The following is a 25,619-nucleotide window of genomic DNA, read 5'->3' as shown; positions in this document are numbered from 1 at the left end:
ATCAATATAGCGATGGAATTACAAAGCAGAAAATATAGAAACTGGCGAATCAGATTTGTGTCCATACCATCAAAACAGATGGTGTATGCAGGAGTCCTGATGGCCATAGTCATGATCCAATTATCAAGCTGCAATAGCTTTCTGGAAGAAAAGGCGGATCAGCGCTTATCTGTCCCGGCCACAGTAGGGGACTTTCAAGCGATGTTAGATAATTTTGGCAATATAAATAACGACTACGTTGCCGCAGCAGAGGTGAGTGCAGCAGACTTCTATCTAAGTGATGCCGATGTGCGGGGATTAGGATATGAAAGTGATCGCAGACTATACACATGGCAACCAGACTTTGTGGCGCGTCCGCAAAGTTCGGGTGGTGACGAGTGGTACAATTGCTATTATGCAGTTAACATTTGCAATCTGGTGCTTCAGGGTATGGATGAGCAAAATCTAAATGGGGTGCAAGCCGATCAGATCCGCGGCCATGCACTATTTATGCGCGCAAGCCGCTTCTTGGATGCTGCGCAAACTTGGTGTGTCGCTTATAATAACCAGACTTCCCAGCAGGATTTGGGCATCGTACTAAAACTCGATCCAGATCCCAATATACCTTCGGTGCGTGCTACGCTAGAACAAACCTACCAGCAGATTATCAGCGATTTTCAGCTTGCTATTACGCTTTTGCCCGAGCGTCAACCGGGAAAGACAGCACCGACCAGACCAGTCGCGCTCGCGATGCTCGCCAGAACGTATTTATACATGGGAGACTACGACCAATCACTTCAAAGCCTGCACGAAATAGATCATTCAAGTTTAAGCCTTATTGATTTCAACACGATCAGCGAGACGCCACTATATCCGATTCCAGTCAAGAGCAATAGTAGCGAAGAGTTGCTACTGTGGAGCAATACGCTCTATGGCGGGCCGCTGAGTACAAGCATTGCCAAGATAGTCCCCGAGTTATATAATATGTATACAGCGCATGACCTGCGCAAGCGAATCTATTATCGGGCAAACCCAGATGGCACCTATTTTTTTCGGGGTAGTCATACTGCGGCGATGAATGTAACCAACGGAATAAGTTCGGCAGAGATACTACTGATGATAGCGGAGTGCAAGGCGCAGCTGGGAGACCTTGGTGGTGCAGCTGATGCGCTGAATCAACTTTTGGTAACTCGCTACCAAATCTCGAATTTCACAGATTACACATTCATGGATAAAGATACCGCTATAGCGATCATTAGAGATGAGCGACGTAAAGAGCTGGTGATGCGCGCACTGAGATGGGCGGACATAAAGAGATATAATCGGGATGGGGTAGGTATCACGCTGGAAAGAGTTCTCGAAAATCAGCGGTACCAGCTACGGCCAAATGATCCGAGTTACGCTATTGCTATCCCAGAGGAAGTAATTGCGCTGTCGAATATTAAGCAGAATCCGCGCTAAGGCAAATCTTGAGATATGTTATTCATTAAAAAGGAGAATGTCATTAAATACTATCTAGGTAATAAAGCAGAGATGAAAGGCTGGAAATCTGAGCACATCATGTTGCTGGAACGGCTACTTCTGCGGGAGATTGATGTATCTGATGAAAACTTTCTTGTTAGGGGTAGCATCATATTTGCAGCTGTTAGTGATGCGATCAAAAACAAAGGAGATCTTCTAGATGTGATAAGAGCAATTGGTGAAACCAAAATACAGGAAATCAAAATACAGAAAGAGACTAACTCAGGAAAACCTAATGATTATTAGATCAGATGCCTACGTTTTTTTAAGATAAGAACAAAAAGCAAGAGGTCAACACATTTTGTGTTGACCTCTATCATTTAATTTGCAGAACTTAAGGACGCCTAGAGTTAGGGTTTAATTGTAATACTGCCTGATTGCTCATTCCACTAAGATAAGTTTCCAGCTCATCCAGATCGTTCGCTTCCACGCTTATTTCGCAGGGCTTTTCTCCGGTGTCACCACAAGCATCAGAGGCGGGGCCGGGTTGCCAGTTATCAATTTCAGAGAACTGACCTTCGGTGTTACTATCTCCGATAAAATGATAGGAATTAACCACCTTGCTGCTAGCAGTCTTGGTTTTAATCATCACGGCATTAAAAGCAAACGTACCGATTGCTATTAATGCTAATATTAATGTGAAGAGTGATGTCTTCACTGCAAATGTGTTTTTCATGTTTTTAAAATTTTGAATGTTTATTAATAGCTTACTTACGATTAAGCGTAAAATATCGTTGATCTTATAAAGGCCTACTAGCCAAGTCTGACCAGTAGACCCACATCGGGAATACTGCGAACTTTCTTCTGTTATATATTTTAAATGTGTTCATGATCAATATTATTTTTCGGTGTTGCAATGTTATGAGCAAGATTTCAATCGCTTCATATTTCAAAGTTAGGGACGAGCGATCGCAAATAGTTGGCAAAATTTTGCCAACTATTTGCGATGGATTTTTCTTATGGGAATGGGTTATATGTTGAGTTAAATTCTGGTATGGCAATGATACATTAGTACACCTAGGAAATCTAGAGGAATCAATATTGATACCTATTTCGTAAATTGCTGCCATACAATCTTACCGAATGACTATTAATCTTGACCGATTTTTAAAAGCACAGAATCAAGTTTATTTGAACGCATTGATCGAAATTAAAGGCGGTCAGAAACAATCGCACTGGATGTGGTATGTTTTTCCGCAGATCGCCGGTTTAGGTAATAGTGATACCTCAAAGTTTTATGCCATTCAAAGTTTGCAGGAGGCATCCGCATTTTTAAGACATCCTGTGCTTGGTCAGAATTTGAGAGAAGTCTCAACTGCGCTATTCAATTTGAACGGTCTAACAGCTCACGATATATTTGGAAATCCGGATGATCTGAAGCCGCATTCCTGTATGACACTGTTTTCTGAAATATCGGAAGCTAAGAACATTTTTCAACAGGTCTTAAATAAATACTTCCAAGGTAAGTTGGATCAAAAAACACTGGAGATTCTAGGCGGCATGAAAACTCAGGAGTAGGCCGGCAAGCTGATTTAAATCCTTTATTTAATAGTTTGGAGATGGTCAATCGCACTGATCACGCTATAACCATTGGGCTACACCACCGTGCCCCGAACAGTTTCCGCTCTTGCTTCTACTAAAACTATAGCTGTCGTCCAGGCAGCGAGTTGTAGCATTTGATGGTGCAGTCTTGTAATGAGTTGCAGATTGAACGCGCTCTCCAGCAGTATTGGCGTAGTGTCTTATTCTGGAAGTAGCAACATTGGTTGTTTGTTTTTCACTGGATAGGTATGCCGAGTTTACATAACCAATCACGCCATTGTAATTCACCCTTATCCATGGACAATCACAATCTTCCATCAGTTGAACAGAGGTGCTCGAGGGTATGGTAGAAGTTGAGATGATGAATTAGGGGCACTCCTCATATTCAAATTAGATGAGGTGTACTTTTGTATTTGTGCTAATTACGATCAATAGCTTCGCAAATAACAAAAGAAGGAATTTCATGACTAGACTGGAGATGTAGGGTAGTAGCGGTTTTTATAATTTATTAAATATAGTGAAATTTATAAATATTGTATAAAGAGGTAGAGATAGATATGAAAAATGGTGCTCAGTTTGAGCACCATATAAAAATAAAGAACGTGTATCAATATTATTCGTCAGTTTGCAATGCAAACTTCTTCATCAGTGGTGCCATATCATCACTCACTTTCTTATCGAGAACTTTTGCATAGAGCTGCGTGGTGCGAATATTGGTATGACCAAGCATTTTCGACACGCTTTCGATAGGGACGCCATTCATGAGTGTTACGGTGGTCGCAAAGGTTCGTTTGGCTACACGATTGCCCAGCGTCTTATTGATACCGCATATGGCAGCAATCTCAACTAAGTATTCATTCATCTTTTGGTTGCTGGATATAGGCAAGGCGCGGTTATTATGAACGCACCAAGGATTCTCCGCATACTTTGCCAGTATGGTAGCTGCTACGGGCAGTAGTGGAATAGAAACCCGTGTGTCTGTTTTCTGGCGATAGGTGAAAATCCATTTTCCACCGTCAATACCAACGCCAATATCGGTTAGTTGAAGTTTATGTACATCGGCGTATGAGAGGCCTGTATAGCAGCTAAACAGGAAGAAGTCACGAACCTGTTCTAATCTTTGCGTTGTCAGCTCCTTCTCGACAATACGGCGCAATTCATCTGAGGTCAAAAAAGTTCTATTCACGGGCTTAGATTGAAGCTTACGACCATCAAAAGGATCGGCATCAATCCATTTATAGCGAATGCAGATTAGAATGATCTTTTTAAGATTCTTCAGATGCTTATTGGAAGTGTTGATGTCATTAAGCTTAACAGATCGAAGATAGAATTCAAATTCATCAATGAATGTCTGATCTAGATCTTTCAGATCAACATCGGATTTATGGTAAATAACCTCAATGAAAGTTTTAATGTGTCTTAGGAGTACCTGATATCGTTTGAGTGTACCTACGGCATACTCGCCATGCTGCACCAGCGTTTGCATTTTTTCATTGTGCAGCTCGATGGCATAACATAAAGTGTAACCGGTATCTGTAATACCTAGGTAGCGTTTTTTAAATGCAGAAATATCAAAACTGGCCTCATCCATCCGAAGATCATGATAGATAGCATGTAACCTCGCATTTAGGTTGTCCAAGAAAGCATTCATTGTTCTGGTTTGTTGCGATTTTCCCAAGAATCTACCAGCGTCGACATTCCACTGTTCTGGGAATGCTTTTTTTCCGGTTGGGCATTCCCACCGCTTTCCATTCAAGGTAACGCGCCAATAAACGAAGGACGGATTCTGTGATTTTTGATTTTTTGACTTCTTCAAAAAGAAGAGTACACTAAAATTAGTCTTCATAACTAAAGAGTTAAGGTGAAACAAAATTAGCTTTGCAGTACTATTTTAACAAGATGTTCTTGGGTTAAACACGTTTAATATCAATAAGTTAAGTCCTTATTCGGTGAGTCATTAGAAAAATTCCAATGACTCACCGAATAACTCACCGCGAATATGCGAATTCGTGCATATTTTGGTGCTTTTTTCCAAATAAAAAACCCTGCAATCTGTTGATTTGCAGGGTTTTAATGTTTTTTGGTGTTACTCTCTGTGATCCCGCTGGGATTCGAACCCAGGACCACTACATTAAAAGTGTAATGCTCTACCAGCTGAGCTACGGAATCGAACTTCTTATTTTTCGAAGTAACCTTCGTTGTTTGAAGTGATGCAAAAGTAGAAAATTCATGCATTCAGTCCAAATTATTAGCGCAAAAATTGTGCTGCGATGCAATAAATCATTGTTTATCAGTCGGAAAAAATGTTAATTATTTTCAACCTCCTCGGCCTTATCATTGCAAAAAGGCTATTTGCGGCAATGCAACATCCTTTTTGCACCATTGATATCTTCCAAAATCGCTACGAAATCGAATCCCTGCGCCGTTACAATCGCTTTGGTCTCTGTTGCTAGGTATTGATTGATCTCAAAATACAATGCACCATCCGCTGCTAAGTACTGCGCGGCAAATGCGGCAATCTCCCGATAGAAAATCAAAGGATCAGTTTCCTCTACAAACAAAGCACTGTGTGGTTCGTGGTCGAGCACCTGCGCACTCATCTCCAATTGCTCACTCGGCGTGATGTACGGCGGATTGCTGACGATTACGTTATAACTTCGTTTTTCACCTTTCCAATTGCGCCAGTTTAACATATCGCGATGGGTGAAGCGGACGGCTGCATCCAGCTTATCCGCATTGCGCTGTGCTACGGCCAAGGCTTCGATCGAAATATCCATGGCTTCTACCTGGGCATTTGAAAGCTTCTTTGCCAAACTAATGGCAATACATCCACTACCAGTGCCAATGTCTAACACCTGCACTGTCGTTCTATTTTTCTCTTGTTGGATGATGAGGTGTACCAATTCTTCGGTCTCGGGGCGCGGAATCAGCGTGTGCTGATTTACCTCAAACTCAAATCCATAGAAGGGTGCATGTCCTACGATGTGCTGTATAGGCAACTGTTCTGTCAGCGCCTTCAACATGCGCTGAAACTCGTCGTGTTGTTCATCATTCACCTCTCGGTGCAAATTCATCTGCGCTTGAAGCTTTGAGATAGACAGCGTTTCGACCACCACGATATAAAAAAGGCTATCGATTTCATCGGTTGGATAGAGCGCAGCAAGCTGTTTGCCAAATTCTGTGCGTAAGGAGTGAAGCGTTTGCATATGCAAACTTACGAAAGCCTATTCTTTTATTATTTATTGATGCGTATTTGATAGCTTTGCGGTATGATACTGGATGAGTTATACATGCGTCGCTGTTTGCAATTGGCCGAAATGGGCGCAGGCACGGTAAGTCCGAATCCGATGGTGGGTGCTGTGATTGTTCACGATCAGCAGATTATCGGTGAAGGTTATACCTCACCGTATGGTGGTTCGCATGCGGAGGTAAATGCCGTTCAAGAAGTAATCGCAAAATATGGCGAAGCTGATGCCGCTACGATGCTCAGAAACAGTACAATTTACGTGAGTCTAGAGCCTTGTTCACATTTTGGCAAAACACCACCCTGTGCCGATATGCTCGTAAAATACCAACTCCAAAAAGTAGTTATCGCTTGTCAAGATCCATTTGCCAAAGTGAATGGGGCAGGAGTACAACGATTGCAAGATGCGGGAATAGCCGTTGTATTAGGCGTCTTAGAAAAAGAAGCCCAGTGGCTTAACAGGCGGTTTTTCACACGGTTGGCACAACATCGACCGTATGTGATTCTTAAATGGGCACAGACGAGCAATGGTTTTTTGGCATCGCTCGAGCCAAAGCAGCATTGGATTTCTAATCGCGCTAGCCAGCAATTGGTGCACAAATGGCGCGCGGAAGAAGATGCCATTTTGGTCGGAACACGAACCGCTTTGATCGATAATCCGGCCTTAACGGTGCGCGACTGGGTCGGGAATCATCCGAAGAGAATATTGATCGATAAAAATCTGTCGGTAGCGGCTGATTCGGCTATCTTTAGTACAGATGTAGAAACTTTGGTATTTAATGCACAGAAGACCGATTGGAGTAGCCATGTCAAGTACATTGAATTGGAGAATTTTGATCTTTATTTGCCTCAAAATATCTTGTATCAGTTACATCTGATGGATGTACAATCCATTATTATTGAAGGCGGCTCCCAAACCCATCAAATGTTTATCGATGCGGGATTATGGGATGAGGCACGTATATTTTCTGCTGATTTTGCATGGGCAGATGGTTTATCTGCACCTATTATAAAAGGCAGACTCATGGAGAAAATGTCGGTTGGAAACGACAGCTTAGAGATCATTTGTAAAGACTGATTTCTTTTTGATTAATTTGTTTAATTTTAAAGGTGAAATATCCGGAAGAATTAATACAGGTTTTATGGAAATGTCGGCTTTATGCCAACACTGATATCAGATGTGTTGGCGGTGATCAAGTGCAGGTTTTCTCTCCAGGGATTTACAATAGGGATGCTGGCCCTGATTTCCTACAAGCCAAGCTTCGGATAAATGATATCTTGTGGGTTGGTCATGTCGAGATTCATTGGGATGCAAAAAGTTGGTTTGCACATCGGCATCAGGATGACCTGCGGTACGACAATGTAATTCTACACGTTGTTTGGGAGAATGCCTGTGAAATACGGCGCAAGGACGGTAGCAACATTCCAACGCTGCAATTAAAAAAATATGTCTCTTCTGATGTTTTAAAGCAGTATCATGTACTTCACCAATCGACAGCTTGGATACCATGCCGCGAGTCAATTGCAGCATATACCATTGCATGTAAAGCTACAGGTGCTAGATCGCATGCTGAAAAGTCGTCTCGAAGCGAAAGCGTCTGAAATAGCTATACTACTTGCACACTACAAGAATGATTGGGAGAAAGTAACGCAGCAGTTATTTGCGGAATCTTTTGGTATGCGGGTCAACAAGCATCCGTTTTCACAGCTAATAGCCTCATTACCGGCAAATATTTTGGATCGCTATCAGGGAAAGGGCGGGGAGATGGAAGCGCTATTATTTGGGCAATCTGGTCTGCTTCCAGACGATCCACTCGACGAACATGCTGCCGAGTTGCTTAAAAGGTATACCTATTTGCAGCAACTTTATCAACTCAAGCCTATGGCTTCGTACGAGTGGCGCTTCTTGCGGATGCGTCCTGCTAATTTTCCAACGGTTCGTATTGCGCAGTTGGCTTCCGTTTTCTCGCAAATTAGTCGCATGTGTCAGCTGATCATATCTACGGATGATCTTCGCGCTTTACAATTTCTTTTTTTGGATATTTCGCCTTCAGCCTATTGGTCTACTCATTATCAATTTGGCAAAAGCATTAAAACGCGGACAGTGCGACTGACCTCGACTTTTCTAGATCACATCGCTATCAATTGTTTTATTCCCATTTTGTATACGTATGGGCACATTCATGGAAATGACTTATTACAGCTACGCGCTATAGACTGGCTTAATCAAATTGCAAAAGAGCGAAACAGCATTACGTCGAATTTTGCGCGAATTGGCTTGGCAGCCCAGCATGCTGCAGATAGTCAGGCATTGATCCAGTTGCATCGCACATATTGTGAGCCCAAGCAATGCCTATCTTGCGCTGTAGGAATCCATTTGCTAGGCCGGCCTAGATCATAAGGTCAAGATTTCACCTAATTCTTTAAAACCTTTATCAAAAGCGATGTCGGCTGCAGTCAAGCCTTGGTCTGAGCGCGTTGTTACGTCTGCTCCTTGCTCCAAAAGGATAATAATGATGTCGATATTGCCATGCTGTGCCGCCAGATGTAATGGCGTAAGGCCACCTTGTTGTACCACGTTTACCTCAGCGCCAGCTTCAATCAGCAATTTTGTGATGGCTGTGTCATTGCCGCTAAGTGCGGCGTGAATCGGAAAAACATTAAAACCATTCTGTGAAGGGATATTTGGATCCGCGTAATGTCTCAACAAAAGGCGTACGGTGGCTTCGTGTCCAAAATGCGCCGCAATACCCAGTGGCGAAAAACCGTTTGTCGATATTTCGTTGACTACATCGGGTTTTTGAGCGATTATCAATTCCAACTGTTCTACATTTCCCAATGCACAAACCTCATGTATATTGATGTTTCTTAGGTATTTGAGAATGACTTGTATGATTTGATTTTTACGATAGTAGCAAGCTAATAAGAGAGCCGAAACCTGATGGCTTGTTAGCGCATCAAGGAGTTCAGGCTGCCGAGATAGAAGCATGTCTAGGTCCTGAAAATTCCCCGTTTCGACATATTCCTCTAAAATAATTATGCTCATGACAAGAAAAATTAATTTTTACGAAAAATTCATTTTTTGATAAAAATAGTGAATAAATCGTACTGTTTATGTTTAAATGTTGTGATTATGTTATCAGTGCAACGATTGCTTGTTATAATAACTTAAATTGTAAAATCAATTTTTTTAACTGAAATTGTGGTTTTTTCGCTACAAAAGTAATGTAATGTCGTTATCTGTATTGTTTATTACCATTAAATAGCTACTTTTGTTATGCCCCTCCCAAGGGCATGTTTTTCATAGGTAGATGTAGGGTCGATTAAGTTCTTATTCGGCCCTTTTTTTTATTTTTGATCCTAAGATATACAAAATCGAACGAATGAGCAGGAAAATAGTTGTAGCGATTACAGGGGCTAGTGGCGCTTTGTACGCCAAAGTATTATTAAATAGTTTGGTACAGTTGAAAGAGCATGTGAGTGCTATTGGTGTCGTCATGTCGCAAAATGCTAAAGATGTGTGGAAGGTAGAGTTAGGAGATGAGTCATATCAGGATTATCCGGTGACTTTTTATGATCGCAATGATTTCTATGCGCCATTTGCATCCGGTTCGGCTGGTTATGATACCATGATTATTTGTCCATGCTCGATGGGGACTATGGCTCGTATTGCGCAAGGAATATCTAATGACCTAACCACACGCGCTGCCGATGTGATCTTGAAAGAGCGTCGTAAATTGGTGCTTGTGGCACGCGAAACTCCATATAGTCTGATTCATCTTAATAATATGACCACCATCACGCAGGCAGGTGGGATCATCTGCCCCGCAAGTCCATCGTTTTATAGTAATCCTCAATCTTTGGAGCAGCTCATTAAAACGGTCACCGATCGCGTGCTGAATTTGGTCGATTTGCCTAGCAATGGATATCAGTGGGGGAATTGATTTACCTTTAGCTATAGGCAAAACTGATCCTATTTTGTACATTTGTTCTCCAATGACACTACTTAGATATTTGAAGTTGGAAAATCTACCTAAGTGCAGCCAGATCATATCTGGAAGCCGTTTGATGCAAATAAATCAAATGGTGAATAAATTGTTGTATCCACATTACCTATTCACGTACAAACATACATGGCTACTGTTCTAATTACTTCAGCAATGTTGGTATCGCCCGGGCATGCGTATCACCTTTCGGAGGTGGATGTATTTCTGGAAGATGGTATCATCAAATTTATTGGTAAGCAAAATACCATCGATCAAGCAAATTTAGATGTGATCGATGCCAAGGGTAGCTACTTAGCGCCGGGATTTTTTGATTTGAATGCTAATTTTGGTGAGCCAGGATTAGAAACCAAAGAAGATCTGCAAACTGGGATTGCAGCGGCGGCAGCTGGAGGTTTCACCGGTGTAGCGATTCATCCCAATACGAATCCTGCTATCTACACCCGTTCGGAAGTGGCTTTAATAGTCAATCAGAGTCGCGGTGCAGCGGTCGATGTACATCCGGTTGGGGCAATCAGCAAAAAACGCCAAGGGGAAGAATTAGCAGAATTATACGATATGAAACTGGCTGGTGCGATTGCTTTTAGCGATGGTGACCGCAGTGTGCAACAGGCAGGCTTGATGAGCCGCGCATTGTTGTACTCCAAAGGATTTGATGGATTGATCATGGCGTTTGCGCAAGATGAATCCATCGCTGGCGGCAATAAAATGAATGAGGGAGAGGTGAGTACCTACCTTGGCATGAAAGGTATTCCGAATCTTGCTGAAGAATTAATGGTATCCCGTAATATCAAATTAGCAGCCTATCATGATGCGCGCATTCACTTCTCCACAATTTCTACTGCTGGAAGTGTTGATCTTATTCGGCAAGCGAAAGAAAATGGATTGCGCGTTACCTGCGATGTGGCAGCGCACCATTTACTATTGACAGATGCAGAGGTGACGAGTTTTGATAGCAATTATAAAGTGAGCCCTCCGCTGCGCACGCAGCACGATGTAGATGCACTGCGTGCAGGCTTGCGTGATGGGGTGATTGATGCGGTCGTTTCGCAGCATACGCCACACGAAATCGAATTCAAACAAGTGGAGTACCATATTGCCGCAGATGGTATTGCCTCGTTGCAGACTGTATTGCCTACCTTGCTATCCGCTGGCCTATCGGCCGAAGAGATTGTAGAGATATTAGCCATCCGTCCGCGCAAGGTCGTAGGACTAGAAATACCTGTTTTTGAAGAAGGTGCGGTGGCTAACTTCGTATTGTTCGACCCAACAGCAAAATGGATATACGATCAGAAAAGCAACCAATCTAAAGGAGCAAATAATCCTTGGTTTGGCCAAGAGCTTGTCGGCAAAGTATGGCTAACAGGAACAAATAAAATACTTACACGTAACACAAAATAATACATCGATATGGATGCACAAGTAAATAATGCCTTGCACAATGCTTTACAATTTTACGCTACAGTAGAAGAGCAGGATTTCAGTACTATTGAATCGGAACTGACGACCACATTTGAGGCGGATCTTCCTTTTATGGATAAAGTTTCTAAGTTAGATGAAGCTTTTGATAACCACCCACTATTCGAAGAGTTGCGCGAATACGTTTTCGATTTGCTGATGATCAACTTCTTTGCCGAAGATGTTCAAAAGTTGGAAGAGGATTATCTAGACTCGGAAGAATGGGAAGCTATTGAAGAAGATACGTTGGATCGCGGTAGCGAACTACTTAATGTATTACTTTATCTAAGAGAGTGTGAAGATGCTGAGGTTGAACCTTCTTTAGATGATTACTTGAAAGAGTTTTTGCTAGTCGAAGAAGATGAATTCCAAGACGAGCACCGCATTTATGAGGAAGTGATTAAAAACCAAATCTTGGTAGAAAGTAGCTTTGCAGAAATCGCGAAAGTGGGTGCTAAGATTGACGTCGAAGAAGAGATCAAAGATATATTCTATCCGTTGATGTCCTTTTTTGCGGAACCACGTCCGGATCAATCGGCTATCGCAGAATTTTTGGAACAAAGTGATCGCAAATCGTTAGATTTGGCTATTTACCAACTGATTATTCAATTCAACAACTAAAATCTTTTTTATGAATAGCATATCCGTGGAGTCAACAAATCTGAAGAAACAAGCCGCTATCTATGGTGTCTTTCTCGGTATTATCAGTTTTATGTTAGGTATTGTCACACTGATTATTGGTGCTAATGCGACGGGTATCATGACGGTTTCTTTCGTCAGTATATTATTGGTATATGTAGTTCCCTTAGTTATTACCTGTTTCTTGGCGCTTCGTTTACGTCGTCAGGTTGGTGGTTATTGGGACTTCCGCACGGCATTGAGTCATATCTTTATCGTGTTGGCTGTGTCTGTTGTGCTATCCACGGTTGGTTCAAAAATTGTCAGTCAAGTAATGCCATCTTTGGAAGAGCGAGCCATCGACAACATGATGAATCTATCCATTGAATCACTTGAATCGATGGGTTTTCCGGATGAGCAGATCGATTCCACGGTAGAGCAATTAGAAGTGCAGAAAGAAGGATTGTATACCTTTTCTTTCGCTAATCTTATTCAGGCTTTGGCCGTATCGCTAATCATGTACTTTATCTTAGCGCTAATCTTAGCAGCGATTTTCAAGAAAGAGCAACCCGTATTTGTGGATGTGCCAGCTGATAATGCACACCCTTGGCAAGAACCACAAGATCCTAATAATTAGGGTCTTTCATTCTTGTATTTAAATTATTTATTCTGCTAGATGTTACAGCCTGTACGCATAGATATATCGGTGGTAATACCACTTTATAATGAGGAAGAATCCCTGCCCGAGTTGACCACTTGGATAGATCGAGTGATGGTGCAACATGGTTATGCGTACGAGATTATTCTAGTAGATGATGGTAGTACCGACCGATCATGGAAAACCATCGTAAAGCTGAAAGACGCGAACCCACATATTACTGGAATTCGCTTCCGTCGTAATTACGGAAAATCGGCTGCGCTGAATGTTGGCTTTGCCGCCGCAGAGGGAGAGGTGGTGATTACGATGGACGCCGATCTGCAAGATAGTCCGGATGAGATTCCAGAGCTATACGATCGCATCACCAATCAGAATGCAGATCTGGTTTCTGGTTGGAAACAAAAGCGGCATGATCCACTTTCAAAGACGATTCCTACCAAATTGTTTAACTCCGTTACGCGCAGCATGTCGGGCATACACAATCTACATGATTTCAATTGTGGCTTGAAAGCGTACCGCAAAGATGTGGTCAAAAGCATCGAGGTTTACGGCGAGATGCACCGATATATTCCAGTATTGGCCAAGTGGGCTGGGTTTAGCAAGATACAGGAACAGGTTGTACAACATTATCCGCGAAAATATGGTACGACCAAATTTGGTCCTGGTCGCTTTATAAAAGGTTTTTTGGATCTGGCGTCGATCTTTTTTGTAGGCAAGTTTGCCAAGCGGCCCATGCACTTTTTCGGGCCGATTGGCGTGCTGAGCTTCTTAGTAGGTTTCGTGATTACGCTATATCTTATTTTCGATAAATTGGCGAGCATCGCCAATTCCACTCCTTACCGTAATGTGACCGATCAGCCTTTGTTCTATCTTTCGCTAGTCGCCATTATTCTGGGTACACAACTATTTCTGACAGGTTTTATAGCGGAGCTGGTATCTCGCAATGGTTCTGACCGCAATAAATACCATATCGAACAAGTTATTTAGATGTTTTTCTCCCTCATTATACCGCTCTACAATAGGCCACAGGAGATTCATGAGCTGTTGCAATCATTGACTGAGCAACAGTATCCAAATTTTGAAGTCATCATTGTAGAAGATGGTTCTCGCATACAAGCGCAAGATATTGTGCAAGCATTTGCCGGTCAGCTCGATGTGCATTATTACCTGACCGAAAATACGGGTCAAGGATTTGCTAGAAACTTCGGCTTTGAAAAAGCGAAAGGAGATTTTTTCATTGTATTGGATTCTGACGTTATTGTACCGCCGCAGTATCTGCAGCAAGTTGCCACAGGCATACAAAAACAACAGCTCGATGCATTTGGTGGTCCTGATGCGGCGCACGATTCTTTCTCTGATATGCAAAAAGCGATCAGCTACAGCATGACATCTCCGCTAACCACCGGCGGTATACGTGGTAATAAAAAACACATCGGGCCTTTTCACCCGCGCAGTTTCAATATGGGGATTTCGCGTGCCGTGTGGGAGCGTACGCAAGGATTTCGTCTTTCCAGACGATCCGAAGATATCGAGTTTAGTATCCGAATGATAGCCGAAGGCTTCCATGTCGGATTGATCCCGGAAGCTTTTGTGTACCACAAAAGACGTACAGACTTATCCCAGTTTTTCCGACAAACCTATCTTTTTGGAAAAGGAAGAATAGATATTTACAAGATTTATCCTAAAGAGCTAAAATGGGTGCATGCTTTGCCCGCTGCATTCGTGGTCGGCTTGGTGGTCATTGCTATGCTTACGCTGCTCAACGTATTGACTTATGGCGGCATCACGCTGTTTGTAAAGACCGCTTATCTCGGTTATGCTTTTTTGTTGATATATACCATCGCATTATTTGCCCACGCGCTCAAAGCGACAAAAAACCTTTCAGTAGCCTTTAAATCTGTTCCTGCGGCTTATGTACAACTCGTCGCGTATGGATCGGGTTTTATTCAAAACTATATGGACAAAATCTGCTTTCAGAAATAATCTCCAAGTTTTGATCTTAGCAGAATCCTTCTTAACTTGAAGACGGTAACAAGCGATGGGGTTCATTGTCGCATTGCCAGCAGTACGAATATAAAATCGCAATAATCGTAAGCTCTATTTATCAGCGTTTTGATACCACTTTAGCGGGTGTATAACACAAAAATCGATCAATAATTTGAAAGTTACATTTTTAGGAACTGGTACCTCTCAAGGTGTGCCGATGATCGGTTGCCATTGTCATGTGTGCTCGTCCGCGGATGGTAAAGACAAGCGCTTACGTTCTTCTATTCTCATCTCGTACGGTGAGCGCCAGATTGTGGTGGATACTGGTCCTGATTTCCGAGCGCAAATGCTGCGAGAAGAAGTGCCAAGATTAGATGCCGTGCTCATTACCCACTCGCACAAAGATCATATCGCTGGATTGGATGATGTGCGTGCCTTTAACTATCTGCAGCAAGAATCCATTCCTATTTATGGTACAGATGTATCGCATGATGCCCTTCGGAGAGAGTTTTACTATGCTTTTTCAGATCATAAATATCCGGGCGTGCCACAACTGGAGTTGGCAGAAATCCATGCAGCTCATGCTTTTGACTTATTTGGCAAAGAAGTGATGCCAATCGAGGTGATGCACTATCGTATGCCCGTTTTGGGCTTTCGTATCGATAAGTTTGCTTATATCACCGATGCAAAGACAATATCTGAAGAATCGTTTGGTTTATTGGAAGGCGTGGAAATATTGGTGCTAAATGCCTTACAACGTGAAGCGCACATCTCACATCTTACGCTGGAGGAAGCGCTAGCGGTGGTGGCTCGTGTACAGCCTAAACAAACCTACCTTACGCATATCAGCCACCGTTTTGGCCGACATAAAGAGATACATGCGGAGTTGCCTCCGCATGTATCTTTAGCTTATGACGGTTTGCAGATCGAAATCTAACAGATAGTATTAATTCAATACCACCGTAGGTGCAGTGGTGTTTTCCACCTCATCATGCTGAGCTAGCATAGTTTTCGAGGCCGTTTTGGTTTTCAAAATTGTACTACTAGCCATGTAATTCTTGTTGTTCGCATAGATGTACATCATAGAACCACCTTTGATGGTATTGATTACAGCTGCATTTATTTCGCGCGGTAGCGCTGGACAACCATACGAGCGGCCTAATCTTCCCATGCTCTTAGCCAGATTTACATTGCAATAATCTGCTCCGTGCATCACAATGGCACGTGCTCGCGCTTGGTCATTGATTCCTTTTTCCAAACCATCGAGGCGTAGTGAATAACCATTTCCTCCTTGATAAGTCTCGGCAGTAACATAAAATCCCAATGAACTCTGAAAGGATCCATGTGTATTAGAAAAGTTAGTGGCATAGTTTTCGCCTGTATTACGACCATGAGCTACCACTGAATGATGCATTAGCTTTTTGTTCTTTAGGTCAATGACATACAGACGCTTTTCGGTAGATGGTAGTGTAAAATCAATGACCGTAATCAGTTCCTTCTTGCTACGGTGTCCCATAGATTCGTACCCGTACATGGCTTCTTCGAATGCCTGATAGTTCAAGGTTCCTTCTAAATGTAAACTATCGTATAATGCACGAATTTGATAAAATGGATCTGGTTTTGCGATGTCGATAGCCGTTATTACTTTGGCAGGTTGGTCAACATATCGGTCTTTAAAGCTGGCGAATGCAATAAATATTAAACTAACAGACGCCAAAATTCCAAAAAAAATCTTCCTCATAATCCCTTCTTCCCTTTTTTTATGAATACACAAATCTAGTAATAAAGGTGTTACGAAGATGTTAAATTATGTCAAACTACTCAATGACAATAATTAGGGAAGATAATGTTTTTGTCCAATTGTACACAAATTCAGCATGAGAAGAAGCATTGCGTACACACATATGAGAGCGAGGTACTGTGCCCAATGACCAGCTGTACTCCACAATTTTGCCTTTAGGATTGTTGACCGGCACACCATGGATGTATCCACCATTACTGAATCGCGTAGCATATGGAGCAAATCCCTGAATACTCGAGGTGCCATCTTTTAAGAACATCATTTTCTTCTTCTTCTCCTGTACTACATAAACTCCTAAGGGTGTTTCGGTGGAAAATGGCGGTTTGTGCATACCACTGGTTGCTGGATTCATACTTAATACTTTCCAAGCACCTTTATCGGTTTTTTGGAAAGTGGCGATATTCTGATTGGTAACATCCACTACTACGACGCGGTCAAATACAACGGTATCACCTAAAACTTTGACGTAACGATCCGGTACATCAAACTTACCAGGTAAAGAGATGCCTTCTACTTCCATCATATCTGCGGTTGTGTCATTCTTAGTGATAATGACTAAATATCCATCACGACCGTATAATTCTGGGGCATCATGTTGGCCAGTAGCATAAAGCGGTACACCTTGCCAGCGTTCTGTTCCCAACGAATCGGCCACACGCTTGTAGGCATTTCGTTTCCAGTTTTTTACCAATGGCGCTTCCTTATTCTTATTTCGGTGATTCTGTAATACACCATATTGATGTGGCATGCGTTGGAAATTCTCTACAACAGCCAATCGCGCTTTGATTTTATCCCACTGGAATACTCTGACCGTATCCTCATAAGGATAGCTATCTTCCAAGGTATGTTTGTCGTATTCCAAGTCTTTCGTAAGATTGATATCAGCTGCCTTAACGGGTTGTTTCCGAACTTCTTCTTCTGCCGCTTTTATTTGTGCTAGGGAGTCGGCGGTCTTTTTTTCCGCATCAGATACGGCCTTTTCTTCCGCTGTCTTGTGTTGGCAAGAATAGAAAAGTATGACGGACATTAGGGCACAAAATATTATTCGAATCCTGTAGACGTTTTTAACCATTTTATAATTTTAAAAGAAACAGAAAAGCCATTTAAATCAAGCGGTAGACAATTTCCTGTGGAATATTTATCAATGCTTAGAAACAAAAAGCCGACCAATTATTATGCGTTATTCGTATATTGTTGCCACAAAATGATCTACTAAAGAAAGACTGCTACATGCGAAAAAATTCTACTACGCCTCTTCGCTTAGAGAATATGGTTGATTTACAAGGAGTTCGCCTCTAATTAGCTAGTCTAAAAATAAGTATTTTACGCGTTAAATTGGCGTTAATTTTAGCTTGATCATACAAATTGGCGTTATTTTAGCGTTTAGTAGAGTAAATTGTAATAAAAACGTTACTTCTTAAGGACATCTATGCTAATAAAGAAAAACAATTGGTTTCAACCACAATGGATTATCGTACTCCTCAGTGCGATTTTTTTATTGGATAGCTGTAGTCACAGCGAGTCCAAAGAAAAGGAGAAGGGGGAGAAAGCCCTTGCTTTGCCAGTACATATCGTAAAACGTAGTGATGCCGTGACCGTAAAAACCTATCTCGGTACCATCGAAGGTAAGGTCAATGTGGAAGTTCGTCCGCAGGTAGAAGGTCTTTTACAAGAAATTTATGTAGACGAAGGAGCCTATGTGCAAAAAGGGCAAAAGCTTTTCAAGGTCGATCAATCGGCTTACCAAGAAAGCTTAAATAACATGCTAGCAACGGCCGAAGTAGCCAAAGCGCAGTTAAAGAATGCGCAGCTGGAGATCGATCGCCTTAAGCCTTTGGTTGCGAATGATGTGATATCTGATGTGCGGCTATCTGCGGCACAGTCGGATTACGAAGTAGCACAGGCTACCTTGCAACAAGCGCAAGCCGCGGTGCGTAGTGCCGAGATCAGTAAAGATTTCACGCTTATTACGGCACCAGTAAGTGGATACATTGGTCGTATTCCGAAACGGATCGGTAATCTCGTGGGCAAAGGAGATAAAGAACCGTTGACTTTCTTGTCGGATATTCAAGAGGTTTATGTGTACTTCGCGATGAATGAATCGGATTTTCTATATTTTTCTAAAGCACAAGCTAAGAAGGATAGCATTGCTGGTCGCGAATACAATAGAAACAATAAACTTACCTTTCCAAAGGTGACCTTGATGTTGGCTGATGGTGAAGAATATCCCATTAAAGGTGTTGTCGATGCGGTAAACGGACAAGTAGACCGGAGTACAGGTGCCATATCATTGCGTGCCACCTTTACCAATCAAGACAATATCCTGCGTTCGGGTAGTAGTGGTACACTTAAAATTGCCGAAGTAAAAGAAGCTGTCTTGCAAATCCCTCAGTTGGCTACCAATGAATTGCAAGATCGTACGTTTGTGTATGTGGCTGATAGCTCCAACCAAGTGCAACGCAGAAATGTCGTCGTGAGTGGCAAAAGTAAGGACAATTACATTATCTCCGAAGGCATTGAGGAGGGCGATCGTGTGGTGTTGAGTGGCTTTGATAAGCTGACCGACGGTTCGACGATCATTCCGATTCAGAAGTAAGGAGGAGGATAGTAGATCCTTGTTTCTTATTCTTTTACATTAACATCTATCTATGCTTAAAGTATTTGTCGAACGTCCGGTGTTGGCCACGGTGGTATCCATCGTGTTAGTCATACTAGGATTAGTAGGAATGAAATTATTGCCGGTTACCCGCTTTCCGGAAATCGCACCGCCGAGTGTAGTGGTATCATTAAGCTATCCCGGTGCGGATGCGGAAACCGTTGCTAAAAGCGTTTTGCTTCCCATAGAGGAAGCAATCAATGGGGTGGAGGATATGACGTATATCCGATCCAATGCGTCGAATTCTGGCGCGGGAACGGTTACCGTATTCTTTAAAACTGGAACAAATCCAGATGTAGCATCGGTGAACGTACAAACGCGTATCTCGCGCGCTATCAGTTCGATTCCGGCCGAAGTAAATGAAGCTGGTATTACCACAATGCCGCGACAGAGTGGGGTGATCATGACGATCAATCTGTACTCCGATCACCGCGATACCGTGTACGACGAAACGTTTTTACAAGCCTATGCGCAGATTAATCTGATGCGTCCGCTTTTGCGGGTAGATGGTGTGGCGCAGGTATCCAGATTAGGAGCGCGTGATTATGCGATGCGTCTTTGGTTGAATCCAGAAAAACTCGCGTTATACAATCTCGTTCCGCAGGATGTGATGAAAGCCATCAGCGATCAGAACTTTGAGATGGCACCGGGTAAGTTCGGGGAGACCTCGGAAGAAGTTTTCGAAACAGTGATCCGGCACAAGGGGCGTTTTTCTCAACCAGAACAATTCGAGAACATGGTCATCAAGACCAATAACGATGGCTCTGTTCTATACTTAAAAGATCTGGCTCGCATTGAGTTTGGTGCTACCAATCTCAACTCGGACAATAAGGTCGATGGCAACCCCGGTTTGACACTGAATCTGACGCAGACTAGTGGATCCAATGCCCACGATATTGATGTCGCCGTTCGCGAAGTGTTGGAAGAGCAAGCGCGCTCTTTTCCAAATGGCATCAAATACGAGATTACCTATTCGGTACGGGAGCAAATTGATGAATCTATTAGTCAGGTGCAGCACACGCTGTTCGAAGCCTTTATCTTGGTATTTATCATCGTATTTATCTTTTTACAAGATTTGCGATCTACGCTAATCCCCGCTATTGCTATTCCGGTTTCGTTAGTGGGTACGTTCTTTTTCTTGCAGATGTTTGGCTTTTCGCTCAATGTACTCACGATGTTTGCCCTCGTGCTGGCCATTGGTATCGTCGTGGATGATGCCATCGTCGTGGTGGAGGCCATTCACCAAAAGATGCATAGTACCGGTTTGAAGCCAAAGGCAGCCACGATTCGTACGATGTCGGAGATTACCGGAGCGATTTTGTCCATCACGATGGTGATGGCCGCAGTATTTTTGCCCGTTGGGTTTATGGAAGGGCCAGCAGGTATTTTCTATCGACAGTTTGCCTATACATTGGCCACCGCCATCTTAATCTCCGCGCTGAACGCGCTGACCTTAAGTCCGGCACTATGTGCCTTATTGCTGAAAGCACCAAAACATGAGGATGCCGAAGGCGAACATCCTGTTGTGAAGAAGAATAAATTTGCACTGTACCGCGATCGGTTTTTTACCGCCTTCAATACGGCATTTGATCGCTTTACGGATAAATACATTGGGGCGGTTAAGTTTCTAATCACACACAAGACAGTCGCTTGGGTTGGTTTAGCACTTATCACAGTAATAGGATTGGTGTTGATGTCACGGTCTCCTCAAAGTTTTATTCCTACGGAAGATGATGGGTTTATCACCTACAATCTTGCGATGCCTCCAGGCGCTTCTTTGGCGCGTACAACAGAAGTATTGCGTAAGGCAGATAGTATTTTGCGCAAACGTGAAGATGTGTTGGGGATGACGACTGTTTCTGGTTTCAATGCTTTAGATGGAAGCGCCAGTCCGGCATTCGCCGCAGGCTACATCAATATGCATCCGCATGCCGAGCGGTTGGGTATAAAAGGGATTGAAGCATTTATGGACACCGTTCGCAAAGATCTTTCCCAGATTCATGAAGCACAATTCACCGTGTTCGCGCGACCGACCGTGCAGGGATTTGGTGATTTTGCCGGTACCGAGTTGGTGTTGCAAGATCGGATGGGAGGCGATATCCGCGACTTCAATATGATTGCAGATACGTTTATCAATCAGCTCAATACCTTGCCGGAGATCGATAATGCCTATACGACGTTCAAATCCAACTTTCCGCAATATGAAGTGAATATTGATGTGGTCAAAGCAAAATCTTTGGGCGTGGATGTGCGGGATCTGATGTCGACCATTCGGTCGTATTATGCCCGTGTACAAGCCGGCGATTTTAGCCGTTTCGGCAGGCAGTATCGGGTGTACATTCAGTCAGATTTCGATTATCGGAAAGATCCTGAATCGTTCAATTCGATCTTTGTACGTAATAAGGCCGGAGAGATGGTGCCTATCAATACCTTACTCACGTTAGAGAAAGATGTCGGGCCGGAAACCATCACACGCTACAATTTGTATAACGCCATTGCCGTCAATGCCACACCAGCGCCGGGCTACAGTTCGGGTGACGTGATGGAAGCAATCGAAGCCTTGGCCGATGCCCAATTGCCGGGCAACTATGGTTTCGAATGGACGGGAATGAGTTTTGAAGAGAGTCAGTCGGGCGGTCAGATGTTGATGATCTTTGCTTTAAGTATTCTATTCGTTTACTTTTTGCTGGCCGCACAATATGAAAGCTATATTTTGCCATTTGCTGTGCTGCTTTCCATTCCGGTAGGTTTGGTTGGTGTATATGCCACGATTGGTTTGGTCGGCTTGCAAAATAATATCTATGTGCAGGTCGGATTAATTATGTTGATCGGTTTGCTCGCGAAGAATGCTATTCTGATTATCGAATTTGCGGTACAGGAACGAGATAAAGGGTTGACAATTGTGGATGCCGCCATTATGGGCGCGCGATTACGTCTACGTCCGATTCTCATGACAAGTTTGGCTTTTGTAGCTGGTTTGGTGCCTTTGATGTGGTCGGTCGGCCCGTCTGCGATTGGTAATCATTCCATCAGTTTCAGTGCCGCCGGCGGTATGCTCTCCGGTGTAGCTTTTGGAATTTTTGTGATCCCGATGCTATTTATTGTCTTCAAGACGTTGGACGAAAAAGTGAGGGATAAATTTAAAGAGGAGGAGGACTAAATTATGCGTAACAAGTTTTTATTTGGTTTCTTCGGTCTGGCCTTCTGGATATTCTTTGGTGTACAAGGATGCAAGGTAGGGAAGAAATATGTGCAGCCAGAGTTGGATCTGCCAGAAACGTATCGTGGCGATACGATTGCGTACTTTGCCGATACGATTAGCATTGGACGTATCGATTGGCGTACGTTTTTTCAAGATACGATCTTGAAGGATCTAATCGATTCGGCTTTGGTAAACAATAATGATATGCGGACCGCACTGCTCAATATAGAAATTGCCGATCAGCAAGTGCGGCAAAATCGGGCGAACTTCTTGCCTTCGGCAGAAGCGCGCATCGCTAGTGCCAATCGGCAGTGGCGCTCGCGGGATTTTATTTCTGCTCCGCCGTCCAAATATTATGGCGATGGCGGCCGGGAGTTGCCTGAAAACATGTATTTGTTGCTTTCGCAGTTTGGTACGGATATTAGTTTCAGTTGGGAGTTGGATATCTGGGGCAAAATCCGCAATCGTCAGGATATGGTGGTGGCCGATTACTTAGAGACTCATGAAGCCCGCAAAGCGGTGCAAACCGATTTGATTGCGCGTGTGGCTATGGGGTATTTCAACTTACTGATGCTGGATGCGAAGATCGAAGTGGCTAAACGAAATGTGCAGCTCAATGATAGCACTTTGCAGATTATCAAATTGCAATATGAGGCCGGAGAGATCACCGCTTTAGCGATCCAGCAAACCGAGTCGCAGCGATTGCTGGCCGCTTCGCTTGTGCCAGAATTGGAACAGGAGATTGCCTTGCAGGAGAATGCACTGCGTGTGCTCGCTGGCGAGATGCCCGATCGTATTGCGCGAGGTAATAGTTTTGAAGAACTGTTAGACGATGCCAACGAAATTTCGTTGGGCACTCCGGTAGAGGTGATTCGCAATCGTCCAGACATTCGCAGTGCCGAGCTGCAATTGATCTCAGCCAATGCCAATGCCAATGTACAGCAGGCCATGCGCTATCCTGCTCTTAATATTGGAGGTACACTGGGCGTGAATGCGATGTTACCCAAAAATTGGTTTAATATACCCGGCGCTTTGCTAGGTGGAATTAGCGGTGATCTTACCGCGCCGATTTTCCAGAATCGCCGATTGAAAACGCAGTATGAGATTGCCCAATTAGAACGTGATCAAGCTGAAATTGGCTTACAACAAACGGTATTAGAAGCGGTTGGTGAGGTGTCGGATGCCGTGATTACGGTAGGTAAGCAGCGCGAGCAATTGGAGTTTGCGGAGCAACGCGTCAGCAATTCGGCTTTAGCGGTGCGCAATGCTGGCTTGTTATTTAAAAGTGGCTATGCTTCGTATTTAGAAGTAATCACTGCCCAGAGCAACGCGCTGGACAGTGATCTGGCTTTGGTAGAATTGCGTCAGCAATACCTAGCCTCTTATATTGATTTATATCGCTCCCTTGGCGGAGGTTGGCGATAAGCGTTTAACGAGTTGCGGCAGCTTGGGATGCCATAGGCAATCCTGCAGCTTCCGCAATTTTACGTGGAATATCTATGTTGTCCATCTTTTGGTGGAATAGATCTGCACCTTGTCCAATCGCATAAATTGGAATATGTGCCGCCGAGTGATTACCCGATGCCCACGAAATGCTAGCTGCTCTATTCAATGCTTTCACTGCTAGTGCTGCGATACGATCGTCGATCGCATAAAGACTTTTCTCAGTTTCATTCTGGTGTTGTACGAAGCTGCGATTGTAGGCTTCTTTGATCTCGTTTTCCTCTGTTTCGCTTACTTTTACCGACTTCCAAAGTCCCGTGTTTTCTTCCAACAATTGCTTTACGACATCCCAAGATGCATTGGGTGTTGCTTTGCGCAAATCAGAAATTTTGTTGCTAAGCACACCTTGTGATACTTTTTGATGCTGGATACGGCCAAGTTGCAAGGTCGAACTTCCGTTGCCCAATACCATGCCGCCAGTTTCATGATCGGCAGTTACCAAGATCAACGTTTCTTCCGGATGTTGCTCATAAAAACGGAATGCTTCGGCTACTGCCGCATCAAAATCCTTCGTTTCTTGAATCGCTGTAGCGCCATCATTGCTGTGGCAAGCCCAGTCAATCTTTCCACCTTCCACCATTAGGAAGAATCCTTTTTCGTTATCTTTTTGCAAAGTCTGAATAGCCGATGCCGTAATCTGTTGCAAGGTTAATTCTTCGGGTGTACGATCTATCGCATAAGTCAGCGCATCAGCAGCGGTGCCTTTGTCTGCCATCAAAATCACCTTATCAGCCGATTTTGCTATTTTGTTATATTCTTTCAATCCATAAGCTAGTGTATAGCCTGCTTTTTCAAATTGTGGGAACAGGGAAGGAGCTGCTTCTTTCTTGTACGTCTTTTCCGGACTTAGGAATCCGGCTCCGCCGAAAAAATCAAATCCAGACTTAATCAAATCCTGGCCGATCTCGTAATACATATTGCGATCCGCTTGGTTCGCGTAAAAAGAGGCCGGCGTCGCATGGTCTATACTCACGCTTGTCGTGATCCCCACTTTCATACCTTGCTCTTTAGCAAAGTAAGCAATGCTTTTGTACGTTTCTGTACGGCTAGAATCCATACCGATCACGCCATTTTTTGTTTTGTGGCCTACGGCCAATGCCGTACCAGCCGCAGCAGAATCCGTCACACCATGCGATAAAGAAAAGGAAGTAGCGAAAGTACCAAACGGAAATTTGGTGAAGGTCAATGGAAACACCGTATTGCGGTTTTCCAGTGCGGCTTGGTAGGATTCAGCAATATGTACTTGATTCAATCCCATGCCATCTCCAATCATATAGAAGATATATTTGGGCTTATTTTGCGCAAAGGATGCGCTAATTTGTAGGACAAATAATAAAATAACGTAAAAAATCTGTTTTCTCATGGGTTGCTTTTTTTGCAAAGATATGCTCTTCATGTTAAGACACTGTTACTATTGAAGGTGATATTGTTGATTAATCATCAGAAA

24 protein-coding genes and 1 tRNA gene are annotated in these 25,619 nt (G+C 43.3%); 16 read left to right on the top strand and 9 right to left on the bottom strand.

What is annotated here, in order from left to right; all coding sequences use genetic code 11:
- Positions 1-12 precede the first annotated feature (12 nt).
- Together AC3IRT_RS09340 and AC3IRT_RS09335 are read left to right on the top strand one after the other, a co-directional pair.
- Positions 13-1,440 carry a RagB/SusD family nutrient uptake outer membrane protein gene (locus AC3IRT_RS09340; RefSeq protein WP_489392994.1) on the top strand — a complete coding sequence of 476 codons (1,428 nt, stop codon included), beginning with the start codon at positions 13-15 and terminating at the stop codon, positions 1,438-1,440.
- A gap of 15 nt (positions 1,441-1,455) precedes the next feature.
- Positions 1,456-1,746 carry a hypothetical protein gene (locus tag AC3IRT_RS09335; RefSeq protein WP_489392993.1) on the top strand — a complete coding sequence of 97 codons (291 nt, stop codon included), beginning with the start codon at positions 1,456-1,458 and terminating at the stop codon, positions 1,744-1,746.
- Positions 1,747-1,834: 88 nt separating this feature from the next.
- Here AC3IRT_RS09335 and AC3IRT_RS09330 read toward each other — a convergent pair whose 3' ends face one another.
- A complete protein-coding gene (locus AC3IRT_RS09330; RefSeq protein ID WP_489392992.1) occupies positions 1,835-2,176 on the bottom strand; it encodes a hypothetical protein in 342 nt (113 codons plus the stop codon).
- Positions 2,177-2,583: 407 nt separating this feature from the next.
- On the opposite strand from AC3IRT_RS09330, the gene AC3IRT_RS09325 reads away from it, so the two are divergent.
- Positions 2,584-3,018 (top strand): DUF1810 domain-containing protein, encoded by a 435-nt coding sequence (locus AC3IRT_RS09325; protein WP_489392991.1) that lies wholly within the window; start codon positions 2,584-2,586, stop codon positions 3,016-3,018.
- 63 nt (positions 3,019-3,081) lie between these two features.
- On the opposite strand, the gene AC3IRT_RS09320 is transcribed toward AC3IRT_RS09325, so the two are convergent.
- From AC3IRT_RS09320 to prmC, 4 genes are all read right to left on the bottom strand, one after another.
- Entirely contained in the window at positions 3,082-3,360 is a 279-nt protein-coding gene (locus AC3IRT_RS09320) for a DUF3761 domain-containing protein (protein WP_489392990.1), read from the bottom strand.
- Between the two features lie 295 nt (positions 3,361-3,655).
- The gene (locus tag AC3IRT_RS09315) at positions 3,656-4,888 is read right to left on the bottom strand and encodes a site-specific integrase (RefSeq protein WP_489392989.1); all 1,233 of its coding nucleotides are present in this window, start codon (positions 4,886-4,888) and stop codon (positions 3,656-3,658) included.
- 250 nt (positions 4,889-5,138) lie between these two features.
- Positions 5,139-5,211: transfer RNA gene (locus tag AC3IRT_RS09310), tRNA-Lys, on the bottom strand.
- Positions 5,212-5,390: 179 nt separating this feature from the next.
- On the bottom strand, positions 5,391-6,248 hold the full coding sequence (gene prmC / locus AC3IRT_RS09305) for a peptide chain release factor N(5)-glutamine methyltransferase (RefSeq protein ID WP_489392988.1): 858 nt from the start codon (positions 6,246-6,248) through the stop codon (positions 5,391-5,393).
- Positions 6,249-6,311: 63 nt separating this feature from the next.
- Here prmC and ribD point away from each other — a divergent pair, with 63 nt between their 5' ends.
- The 3 genes from ribD to AC3IRT_RS09290 are packed head-to-tail and all read left to right on the top strand — an operon-like array spanning position 6,312 to position 8,687.
- Positions 6,312-7,364, top strand: coding sequence for a bifunctional diaminohydroxyphosphoribosylaminopyrimidine deaminase/5-amino-6-(5-phosphoribosylamino)uracil reductase RibD (ribD, locus tag AC3IRT_RS09300; RefSeq protein WP_489392987.1), 1,053 nt, complete (start codon positions 6,312-6,314; stop codon positions 7,362-7,364).
- A gap of 32 nt (positions 7,365-7,396) precedes the next feature.
- Positions 7,397-7,888: a DUF2851 family protein gene (locus AC3IRT_RS09295; RefSeq protein WP_489392986.1), complete on the top strand. Its 492-nt coding sequence runs from the start codon at positions 7,397-7,399 to the stop codon at positions 7,886-7,888.
- Entirely contained in the window at positions 7,854-8,687 is an 834-nt protein-coding gene (locus tag AC3IRT_RS09290) for a DUF2851 family protein (protein ID WP_489392985.1), read from the top strand. The genes AC3IRT_RS09295 and AC3IRT_RS09290 overlap by 35 nt, the downstream gene beginning before the upstream one ends.
- Here the strand turns inward: AC3IRT_RS09290 and AC3IRT_RS09285 are convergent.
- Positions 8,682-9,332: an ankyrin repeat domain-containing protein gene (locus AC3IRT_RS09285; RefSeq protein ID WP_489392984.1), complete on the bottom strand. Its 651-nt coding sequence runs from the start codon at positions 9,330-9,332 to the stop codon at positions 8,682-8,684. The two genes, AC3IRT_RS09290 and AC3IRT_RS09285, sit on opposite strands and share 6 nt — an antisense overlap.
- Positions 9,333-9,669: 337 nt before the next feature.
- Between AC3IRT_RS09285 and AC3IRT_RS09280 the strand changes: the two genes are divergently transcribed.
- The 7 genes from AC3IRT_RS09280 to AC3IRT_RS09250 all read left to right on the top strand — a co-directional run bounded on the left by AC3IRT_RS09280 (position 9,670) and on the right by AC3IRT_RS09250 (position 15,947).
- On the top strand, positions 9,670-10,230 hold the full coding sequence (locus AC3IRT_RS09280) for a UbiX family flavin prenyltransferase (RefSeq protein WP_489392983.1): 561 nt from the start codon (positions 9,670-9,672) through the stop codon (positions 10,228-10,230).
- Between the two features lie 189 nt (positions 10,231-10,419).
- Positions 10,420-11,691: a dihydroorotase gene (locus AC3IRT_RS09275; RefSeq protein WP_489392982.1), complete on the top strand. Its 1,272-nt coding sequence runs from the start codon at positions 10,420-10,422 to the stop codon at positions 11,689-11,691.
- A 9-nt stretch (positions 11,692-11,700) separates the two neighbouring features.
- Entirely contained in the window at positions 11,701-12,369 is a 669-nt protein-coding gene (locus AC3IRT_RS09270) for a hypothetical protein (protein ID WP_489396086.1), read from the top strand.
- Between the two features lie 10 nt (positions 12,370-12,379).
- Positions 12,380-13,003 carry a DUF4199 domain-containing protein gene (locus AC3IRT_RS09265; RefSeq protein WP_489396085.1) on the top strand — a complete coding sequence of 208 codons (624 nt, stop codon included), beginning with the start codon at positions 12,380-12,382 and terminating at the stop codon, positions 13,001-13,003.
- 57 nt (positions 13,004-13,060) lie between these two features.
- Complete coding sequence (locus AC3IRT_RS09260) at positions 13,061-14,011, top strand: glycosyltransferase family 2 protein (RefSeq protein WP_489396122.1); 951 nt, start codon at positions 13,061-13,063, stop codon at positions 14,009-14,011.
- Positions 14,012-15,007 carry a glycosyltransferase gene (locus AC3IRT_RS09255; RefSeq protein WP_489396084.1) on the top strand — a complete coding sequence of 332 codons (996 nt, stop codon included), beginning with the start codon at positions 14,012-14,014 and terminating at the stop codon, positions 15,005-15,007.
- 175 nt (positions 15,008-15,182) lie between these two features.
- Positions 15,183-15,947 carry an MBL fold metallo-hydrolase gene (locus AC3IRT_RS09250; protein ID WP_489396083.1) on the top strand — a complete coding sequence of 255 codons (765 nt, stop codon included), beginning with the start codon at positions 15,183-15,185 and terminating at the stop codon, positions 15,945-15,947.
- Between the two features lie 9 nt (positions 15,948-15,956).
- On the opposite strand, the gene AC3IRT_RS09245 is transcribed toward AC3IRT_RS09250, so the two are convergent.
- Together AC3IRT_RS09245 and AC3IRT_RS09240 are read right to left on the bottom strand one after the other, a co-directional pair.
- Positions 15,957-16,751, bottom strand: a complete 795-nt coding sequence (locus AC3IRT_RS09245) for a murein L,D-transpeptidase catalytic domain family protein (RefSeq protein WP_489396082.1) — start codon at positions 16,749-16,751, stop codon at positions 15,957-15,959.
- A gap of 76 nt (positions 16,752-16,827) precedes the next feature.
- Complete coding sequence (locus AC3IRT_RS09240) at positions 16,828-17,838, bottom strand: L,D-transpeptidase (protein ID WP_489396081.1); 1,011 nt, start codon at positions 17,836-17,838, stop codon at positions 16,828-16,830.
- A 402-nt stretch (positions 17,839-18,240) separates the two neighbouring features.
- On the opposite strand from AC3IRT_RS09240, the gene AC3IRT_RS09235 reads away from it, so the two are divergent.
- From AC3IRT_RS09235 to AC3IRT_RS09225, 3 genes are read left to right on the top strand one after another with little or no spacing between them, the layout of a single operon-like run.
- Positions 18,241-19,407, top strand: coding sequence for an efflux RND transporter periplasmic adaptor subunit (locus AC3IRT_RS09235; protein ID WP_489396080.1), 1,167 nt, complete (start codon positions 18,241-18,243; stop codon positions 19,405-19,407).
- Positions 19,408-19,459: 52 nt separating this feature from the next.
- On the top strand, positions 19,460-22,627 hold the full coding sequence (locus tag AC3IRT_RS09230; RefSeq protein ID WP_489396079.1) for an efflux RND transporter permease subunit: 3,168 nt from the start codon (positions 19,460-19,462) through the stop codon (positions 22,625-22,627).
- Positions 22,628-22,630: 3 nt separating this feature from the next.
- The gene (locus tag AC3IRT_RS09225) at positions 22,631-24,094 is read left to right on the top strand and encodes an efflux transporter outer membrane subunit (RefSeq protein WP_489396078.1); all 1,464 of its coding nucleotides are present in this window, start codon (positions 22,631-22,633) and stop codon (positions 24,092-24,094) included.
- Positions 24,095-24,098: 4 nt separating this feature from the next.
- Here AC3IRT_RS09225 and AC3IRT_RS09220 read toward each other — a convergent pair whose 3' ends face one another.
- Positions 24,099-25,535, bottom strand: coding sequence for an alkaline phosphatase (locus AC3IRT_RS09220; RefSeq protein ID WP_489396077.1), 1,437 nt, complete (start codon positions 25,533-25,535; stop codon positions 24,099-24,101).
- Positions 25,536-25,619 lie beyond the last annotated feature (84 nt).

It is taken from the genome of Sphingobacterium sp. KH_072, from assembly GCF_057837975.1.
This window is presented reverse-complemented; position numbering and strand designations above follow the sequence as displayed.